Annotated in this window: 6 protein-coding genes; all 6 read left to right on the top strand. The window is 53.5% G+C overall.

The annotated features are described in order from the left end of the window. Positions 1 to 35 precede the first annotated feature (35 nt). Positions 36 to 1001: a serine acetyltransferase gene (locus tag ENN66_10815; GenBank protein ID HDS17072.1), complete on the top strand. Its 966-nt coding sequence runs from the start codon at positions 36 to 38 to the stop codon at positions 999 to 1001. 232 nt (positions 1002 to 1233) lie between these two features. Then, positions 1234 to 2673 (top strand): hypothetical protein, encoded by a 1440-nt coding sequence (locus ENN66_10810; GenBank protein HDS17071.1) that lies wholly within the window; start codon positions 1234 to 1236, stop codon positions 2671 to 2673. Positions 2674 to 2969: 296 nt separating this feature from the next. Continuing rightward, the gene (locus ENN66_10805; protein HDS17070.1) at positions 2970 to 3755 is read left to right on the top strand and encodes a cysteine biosynthesis protein; all 786 of its coding nucleotides are present in this window, start codon (positions 2970 to 2972) and stop codon (positions 3753 to 3755) included. Between the two features lie 117 nt (positions 3756 to 3872). Further along, positions 3873 to 4337, top strand: a complete 465-nt coding sequence (gene ybaK, locus ENN66_10800; protein ID HDS17069.1) for a Cys-tRNA(Pro) deacylase — start codon at positions 3873 to 3875, stop codon at positions 4335 to 4337. Between the two features lie 205 nt (positions 4338 to 4542). Next, positions 4543 to 5418 carry a sulfide/dihydroorotate dehydrogenase-like FAD/NAD-binding protein gene (locus tag ENN66_10795; GenBank protein HDS17068.1) on the top strand — a complete coding sequence of 292 codons (876 nt, stop codon included), beginning with the start codon at positions 4543 to 4545 and terminating at the stop codon, positions 5416 to 5418. After that, positions 5418 to 6655, top strand: a 1238-nt coding sequence (gene gltA, locus ENN66_10790; GenBank protein HDS17067.1) for an NADPH-dependent glutamate synthase, incomplete at its 3' end; no start/stop codon positions are given. The genes ENN66_10795 and gltA, both read left to right, overlap by 1 nt.

The raw sequence follows: 6655 nt of genomic DNA, 5'->3' as shown, positions 1-6655 counted from the left end.
TTGGGTTCATTGTTGATAAGAGGAGGCCTTGACTCATGGTCGACTGGCATGTTGGCGAGCATTGCCAAAATCCGCCGCAGTCGCGTGATCGTCGGCGGCGTGATCTGCACAAGGTGGTCAATCAGCTGACCAAAACCTGCCTCAGCGGGGAATGTTTTGAGCATCTCGCGCCGCAGCCCATTCCTCTGCGCGATGAAACCATAAAAATAATCAAACAGGCCCGTAAACTTCTCTTCCCGGGCTATTTCACGCAGACCCGAATTGACCCGGTTAATCTCAAGTATTATCTCGGCCAGGAACTGTCTGATCTGCATGAGATGCTGGGCAATCAGATTATTCTGGCGATTCGCCATGACTGTTTGCGTTATCACGATAACTGCATGAACTGCGAGGAACGCGGACTGGATGCGGCTTCCGATTTCGTCAAGCAGTTACCGGAGCTGCGCCAGGTTCTGGCCACCGATGTTCGGGCGGCGCTTGAGGGTGATCCGGCCGCCAAAAGTGTCGACCAGGTAATCTTCAGTTATCCCGGTTTGTTCGCGATTTCCATTTACCGCATGGCGCATCAGCTGCACCATCTTGAGGTGCCGCTGCTGCCGCGGATGATGACCGAATATGCGCACAATCTGACCGGTATCGACATCAATCCGGGGGCGCACATCGATGAAAGTTTCTTTATCGACCACGGTACCGGCATCGTTATTGGTGAAACCACGAGAATCGGTCGCCATGTTCGAATTTACCAGGGGGTTACCTTGGGAGCGCTCTCCCTGCCCCGGGATGCGGGCGAAAGCCTGCGTAACACCAAGCGGCACCCGACTATCGAAGACGACGTTATTATTTACGCCGGGGCCACGATTCTTGGCGGCGATACCGTGATTGGCGCCCGTTCGGTTATCGGCGGCAACGTTTGGCTGACCTCCTCAATTCCTCCCGATACCAAGGTTCTGCAGAAGCCTCATCCCCCGGTTTACAGTGGCGGTAAAAAAGAAGAGGCTTGATTGTTTACGGAGATAAAGAGATTCCACGGGGACAGGGCGTTCTTTGTTGCCGGGGTTTGCGCCGGTGGCAGCGGCAACTTTGCGCGGGCCGGGGCCGCCGGCTTCGGTTTGGTTGCGGCGGCATAATTTACCGCAAATTGTGATCGGATTTCGGCGCGAAGTGGACCCGATGTGGGCTAAGCGGGGGCGCGGGCATCATTTTCTCGTGACAGGTGTGGGGTGATTTTCTCTGATGCGTTCGGTGGGCAGGAAAACCGAGGGCCGGAGCCGCCGAGGGGTGGCGGCCTGGCTGGTTCTTTTCTGGGGCTTGGCGGCCTTTTTTTACTGGCTGGATCAAAGCTCCTGGTTTAAAAATACGGTTAACGAGCCCTATGCGCGTTTCTCGGCCTTGCTAAGCTCCAAGCTTCTGTTCTTGCTGGGACTTGAATGCCGGCTGGACGGAAATGCTCTGGTCCTTGCCGGTAAAACCTTTACGGTTGCTGAAAGCTGTACCGGAAGTTTTGTGTTTTTTCTGGTGGCAGCAGTCATACTCGCCTTTCCCGCCTCGTGGAAGGAAAAGCTTTGCGGTCTGGGCGGTGGTTTTGTCACAGTCTTTTTGCTTAATTTGCTGCGAACCCTATCGATCGTTTTGCTGGCATCGCGCTTTCCGGGGTCTTTCTGGGGGATGCATGTTATCGCTGGTCAGGCCTTGATGATTGCCGGGAGCACGCTTTTTTTTATCTGGTGGGCCCGGGGAGTGGGTCAGGGCGGAGCTCTGTTGCTGCCCGGTCGGCGTTTACGGGCAGGGGTCTTGCTTTACGTTGGTGCTTTTATTGTCAGCTACGGGATCTATAATGTTTTTCTTGGCAGCTCGTTCGGTGTCTGGAGCATGGATCTGGTTATTCGGCACGCGGCCCAGCTGCTGGGTTTATTGGTCGAGACCCAGCATCAGGGTCAAATGATTCAGACCGCGCGCAGCTCGATCAGGGTTGTGCACAGCTGTCTCTCCAGCCCGGTTCTGGTTTTGTTTCAGGCCGCGATCGTGCTGCTGCCCTTTTCCTGGCCGGGGCGCCTGCTGATCTATGCGGCCACTTTTTTTCCACTCTACTATTTTTATCATGTGACCCGCACGGTTTTCGCGATCTGGTTCATGGGGGCGGGACGAGACGTTAATTTTGCCTATAACTTTTTTGGTCAGGTGGCCCTGGTCAAAGCCCTGCTTCTTTTTTCGGTTTACTATTGGGCCGGCCGGCGCCGGGTTACAAGTTTTGGCCGGCAGTTGTTGCTGATGTTGCTGGCAGTGCTTCCGGCTTTCGGTCTGGCTTTGCTGGTTGGAAGCTTCTGGCGCGATCACGGTCTGCCCTTTTTGTGGGCTTGGTTCGGAAGTGGGGGGATGTTTTATAATCCAGGTCGGATCATCAGCCTGATGCCGGTTTTTCACTCCTTTATCTGGCTGGCTCTGATGTTGACCACGCCGGTTCCGGATCGGCGTCGGCTTGTAATTTTGGCCCTGGGCGGAATTGTCGGGATCAACTTGCTTTTTGCGCTGGCGGTCTCCGTGGTCTTGGTTCTGAACCTGGCTCCGCATCCTTGGCTGCTTAAAACAGTAAATATTTTTCTTCCTTTTATCGTCTGGCTTCTGGTTTTACAACGACAGAAAGAATTCGGCGCCCCGGTAAAAATGACTGGTTGATTTCTGCCGGTCTCGAATTGTCGAGCATGGATGATGGATAAAGCATAAAGTTCCTGTTCCTCAGGTGCTCCGAGCGCAAATTTGCCCTTGCGAAAGACAAGGTCGGAGGCGGGATATAATTCTGTCTGGACTGGATAGCTCTGAGCTTGAATATCGTTGCGGGAAGGATCCGTTGGCTTTGCCGGGTCTTTGGTCGGGGCCGCAAGTTTTAGATTTTCCGGGGCTTGGCTTTTTGTGAGGCGGCCGATCTGAAATTATTGATATGGGGCGGGCGTTTCATGCCTGATCTGGTTCTGATGTCAGCTAATTCAAATGATAAAAATGCCACTGCCGGCGCGGAGTGTCGCTGGATTCCGCTAATCTTTTCCCTGCGTTTTATCTTTCGCCATTTCCGGCTTTTTCTTTTCAGCCTGTTGCTGGTGCTCGGCATGGGATTGTTGACCTGGCTGGGTTACCGGATCAGCGTAGGCCTGGTAACCGATCTGACCCTGGATTTTTTTCAGAAAGCACCCGAGTATAGTGGGGTGAAAGGTTGGTTGCTAGAGCAGGGCCGCTACCTTTTGCGAATTCTTTTTCTCTTTCTGTCCCGGGTGATCGCTTTTTATCTGGCCTTTCTTGGGGCTTATACCTTGACCTCTCCGGGTTACGCTTTTTTGAGTGCGGCGGCGGAAAAAAGTTATCTGGGAGAGTCTTTCACGGACGATCCCCTGACTTGGGCCGGGATGATCAGGGATCTGGTCGAGGCGGCCAAAATCGCCGTTTTCGGGATTTTGATCTCGGTGGTTGCCATGATCCTGAATCTGATTCCGGGTTTCGGCGCCCTGTTGGTAAGCTTGCTTTACGTTCTCTATTCAACCCTGATGTTTGTCGATTATCCGGCTTCGCGTCGACGTTTAAGTCTTGGCTGGAAAGTTGCCTGGCTGCGAAAGAACTGGTTGCGATCGCTGCGACTGGGCTGGTTGCCGGCGTTGATCAGTATGCTCCCCGTGGTGAATGTTTTTGTTATGGCGCTTTTGTTTCCATTGTTTACCGTGCATGTTACGCTTAACTTCATTTGTCTGGAAAAATCCAGATCCCGTTGACCCCCTCGTTGTGAAGGGCTGCCCCAGCCGGTCTTTGAAAAGTCCGGCCGCCTGCGGTCAGAAAAGTTAGTTTGTCGAACCGATGGAATCCAATCGGTTCTGGTTTGGGAGAAAATGGTGACTCCGGCCGTAAATGTCCTGAAAAAAGCGAAAACCAGCTTTACCTTGCATCAGTATGAACATGACCCCGCAGTTACCGCCTACGGTGCCGAGGCCGCAGCAAAACTTGGAATCAGTGGCGATCGGATTTTCAAGACCCTGATCGTTGCCGTGGGTGATAAAAAACTGGCGGTGGCGGTGATTCCGGTTTCCTGCCAACTCAATCTGAAAGCCGCGGCTCAGGCTTTCGGGGTCAAAAAGGTGCTGCTGGCCGAACCTGAGACAGCCACCCGGGTGACGGGTTATCTTCTGGGCGGCGTCAGTCCTTTGGGGCAGAAGAAAAAACTGCCGACGCTGATTGCGCGGGAAGCTTGCGCCTGGCCGACAATCTACATCAGCGGTGGTCGTCGGGGGCTGGATATCGAGATTGCTCCGGCGGATTTGGCCCGCCTGCTTGATTCCGGCTTTGCCGTCCTGGTTTGAATTCGGAGAAGGACGGCTTCCCCCCCCCTGTGGTTTTGGACCGACGGTACGACTTTTTCTTGTCGCCGGCGGCTTTTGTTACTTTGGTAACAAAAGCGCTTGACATTTGTATACTGTATATACTAAAGAGGCCAATCTTGTGTCTTTTTTATCAAAAGCGGAGTTTTATAACCAAAAATTATAGCTGAATGGCAAGGAGTCGCTCGTGAACAGGATTGTCGCGAAAGAGGAATTCTCGCAGAATCCCGGTGTCAAGATGATGCAGATTGAAGCGCCGCGGATCGCCAGGAAGGCGAAAGGCGGCCAGTTTGTGGTCTTTCGTCTCAACGAAACCGGAGAAAGAGTGCCATTGACGGTGGCCGATACTGATCCTGAAAAGGGCTTGGTGACGATTATTTTCCAGGAGGTCGGCAAAAGCACGATGGCGCTGGGTAAGCTGGAAGTCGGAGATTGTCTGGCCGATTTTATCGGTCCCCTGGGCAAGCCCACGCATATGGCTGATTATGGTACGGTTCTTTGTGTCGCGGGTGGTATCGGCATCGCGCCGACCCATAATATCGCCAAGGCTTTAAAAGCCCATGGGAATAAGGTTATCTCAATAATCGGGGCGCGGACCAAGGAGCTTCTTTTCTGGGAGGATAAGATGCGGGCTTTGAGTGATGAACTCTATGTCTGTACGGATGATGGTTCCTATGGGATTCACGGTCTGGTGACCAAGGTTGAACAGGAACTCCTCGAAAAGAACCGGGAAAGTGGGGAGATTAATCTGGTAATCGGTATCGGGCCGCCGATAATGATGAAGTTTGTTTGTAAAACCTCCGAACCTTTCGGCATTGAAACCATGGTGAGTCTGCCGACTATCATGGTGGATGCGACCGGTATGTGTGGGGCTTGTCGGGTGACGGTCGGTGGTGAGACCAAATTTGTTTGTGTCGACGGTCCTGAATTCAACGGTCACAAGGTTGATTTCGACGAGATGCTGAAACGGCAGACCATCTATCTTGAACATGAGAAAGTCGCGGTCGAACGCTTCCGGCATGGGGCAGGCTGCAGTTGTTGCGAATGTGGAGGTAATGTATAATGGCTGAAGAAAATAAGGCTAATAAGCTGCCCCGGCATGCGATGCCGGAACAGGCCGCCAAGGTCAGAGCCCGCAATTTCGAAGAGGTGCCTTTCGGTTACTCGAAAGAAACGGCGATGCTGGAAGCCGGACGCTGCTTGCGTTGCAGTAAGCCCAAATGTGTTGAGGGTTGTCCGGTCAATGTCAAAATCCCGGAATTCGTCGGTCTTATCGCGGATGGCGATTTTATCGGGGCCGCGCATAAGCTGAAAGAAACCAACGCGTTACCGGCGGTTTGCGGTCGGGTTTGCCCGCAGGAGAGCCAGTGTGAGTCAAAATGTGTCCTGGGTAAAAAAGGTGAGCCCGTGGCTATTGGTCGGCTCGAGCGTTTTGCTGCCGATTATGAACGCAGTCAGGGCCGGGTCGAACTTCCGCAAATCCTGCCGGCAACCGGGAAAAAGGTGGCGGTTATCGGCGGAGGCCCGTCTGGTCTGACCGTGGCCGGCGATCTTATCAAGTTGGGGCACCAGGTCACGATTTTCGAAGCCCTGCACAAAACCGGTGGTGTTCTGGTCTATGGTATTCCCGAATTTCGTTTGCCCAAGGCAATTGTGCAGGCTGAAGTCGACTACCTTAAGGCGCTTGGGGTTGAAATTATTGAAAGTTATGTCATCGGTCAGATTGAGACGGTCGACGAGCTGTTGGATCGTTTTGATGCCTGTTTTGTCGGCACCGGAGCCGGCTTGCCGGTATTTATGAAACTGGAAGGGGAAAATTTGAATGGGGTTTACTCGGCGAATGAATATCTGACCCGATCCAACTTGATGAAAGCCTACCTTTTCCCCGAATACGATACCCCGATTGTCAAAGGCAAGAAGGTTGCGACCTTCGGAGGCGGTAACGTGGCGATGGATTCTTCTCGTACCGCCCTCAGGCTCGGAGCGGAAAAATCATATATTATCTATCGCCGTTCCCTGGATGAAATGCCGGCGCGGGCCGAGGAGGTGCATCATGCCCAGGAAGAAGGCGTGGAATTTCTTCTGCTCGCCAATCCTCAGCGTTTGATCGGTAATGACAAAGGCTGGTTGACCGGGGTTGAATGCGTTCGCATGGAGCTTGGCGAACCGGATGAGTCCGGCCGCCGGCGGCCGCAGCCGGTTGCCGGTTCTGAGTTTGTGGTTGAGGTTGACACGGTGGTGGTGGCTATCGGTAATGGTCCGAATCCCCTGGTGCCGTCGACGACCCCGGATCTGAAAAC

Source organism: Pseudomonadota bacterium (assembly GCA_011049115.1).
Classification (GTDB): Bacteria; Desulfobacterota; Anaeroferrophillalia; order Anaeroferrophillales; family Tharpellaceae; genus DSCM01.
The sequence above is the reverse complement of the archived record's forward strand: the minus strand, read 5'-3'. Positions and strand labels throughout refer to the sequence as shown.

What these genes read in the sequence shown, in the direction of transcription:
- ENN66_10815 (HDS17072.1), top strand. Translation starts at nt 36, where the DNA reads ATGGTCGACTGGCATGTTGGCGAGCATTGCCAAAATCCGCCGCAGTCG.
- ENN66_10810 (HDS17071.1), top strand. Translation starts at nt 1,234, where the DNA reads ATGCGTTCGGTGGGCAGGAAAACCGAGGGCCGGAGCCGCCGAGGGGTG.
- ENN66_10805 (HDS17070.1), top strand. Translation starts at nt 2,970, where the DNA reads ATGTCAGCTAATTCAAATGATAAAAATGCCACTGCCGGCGCGGAGTGT.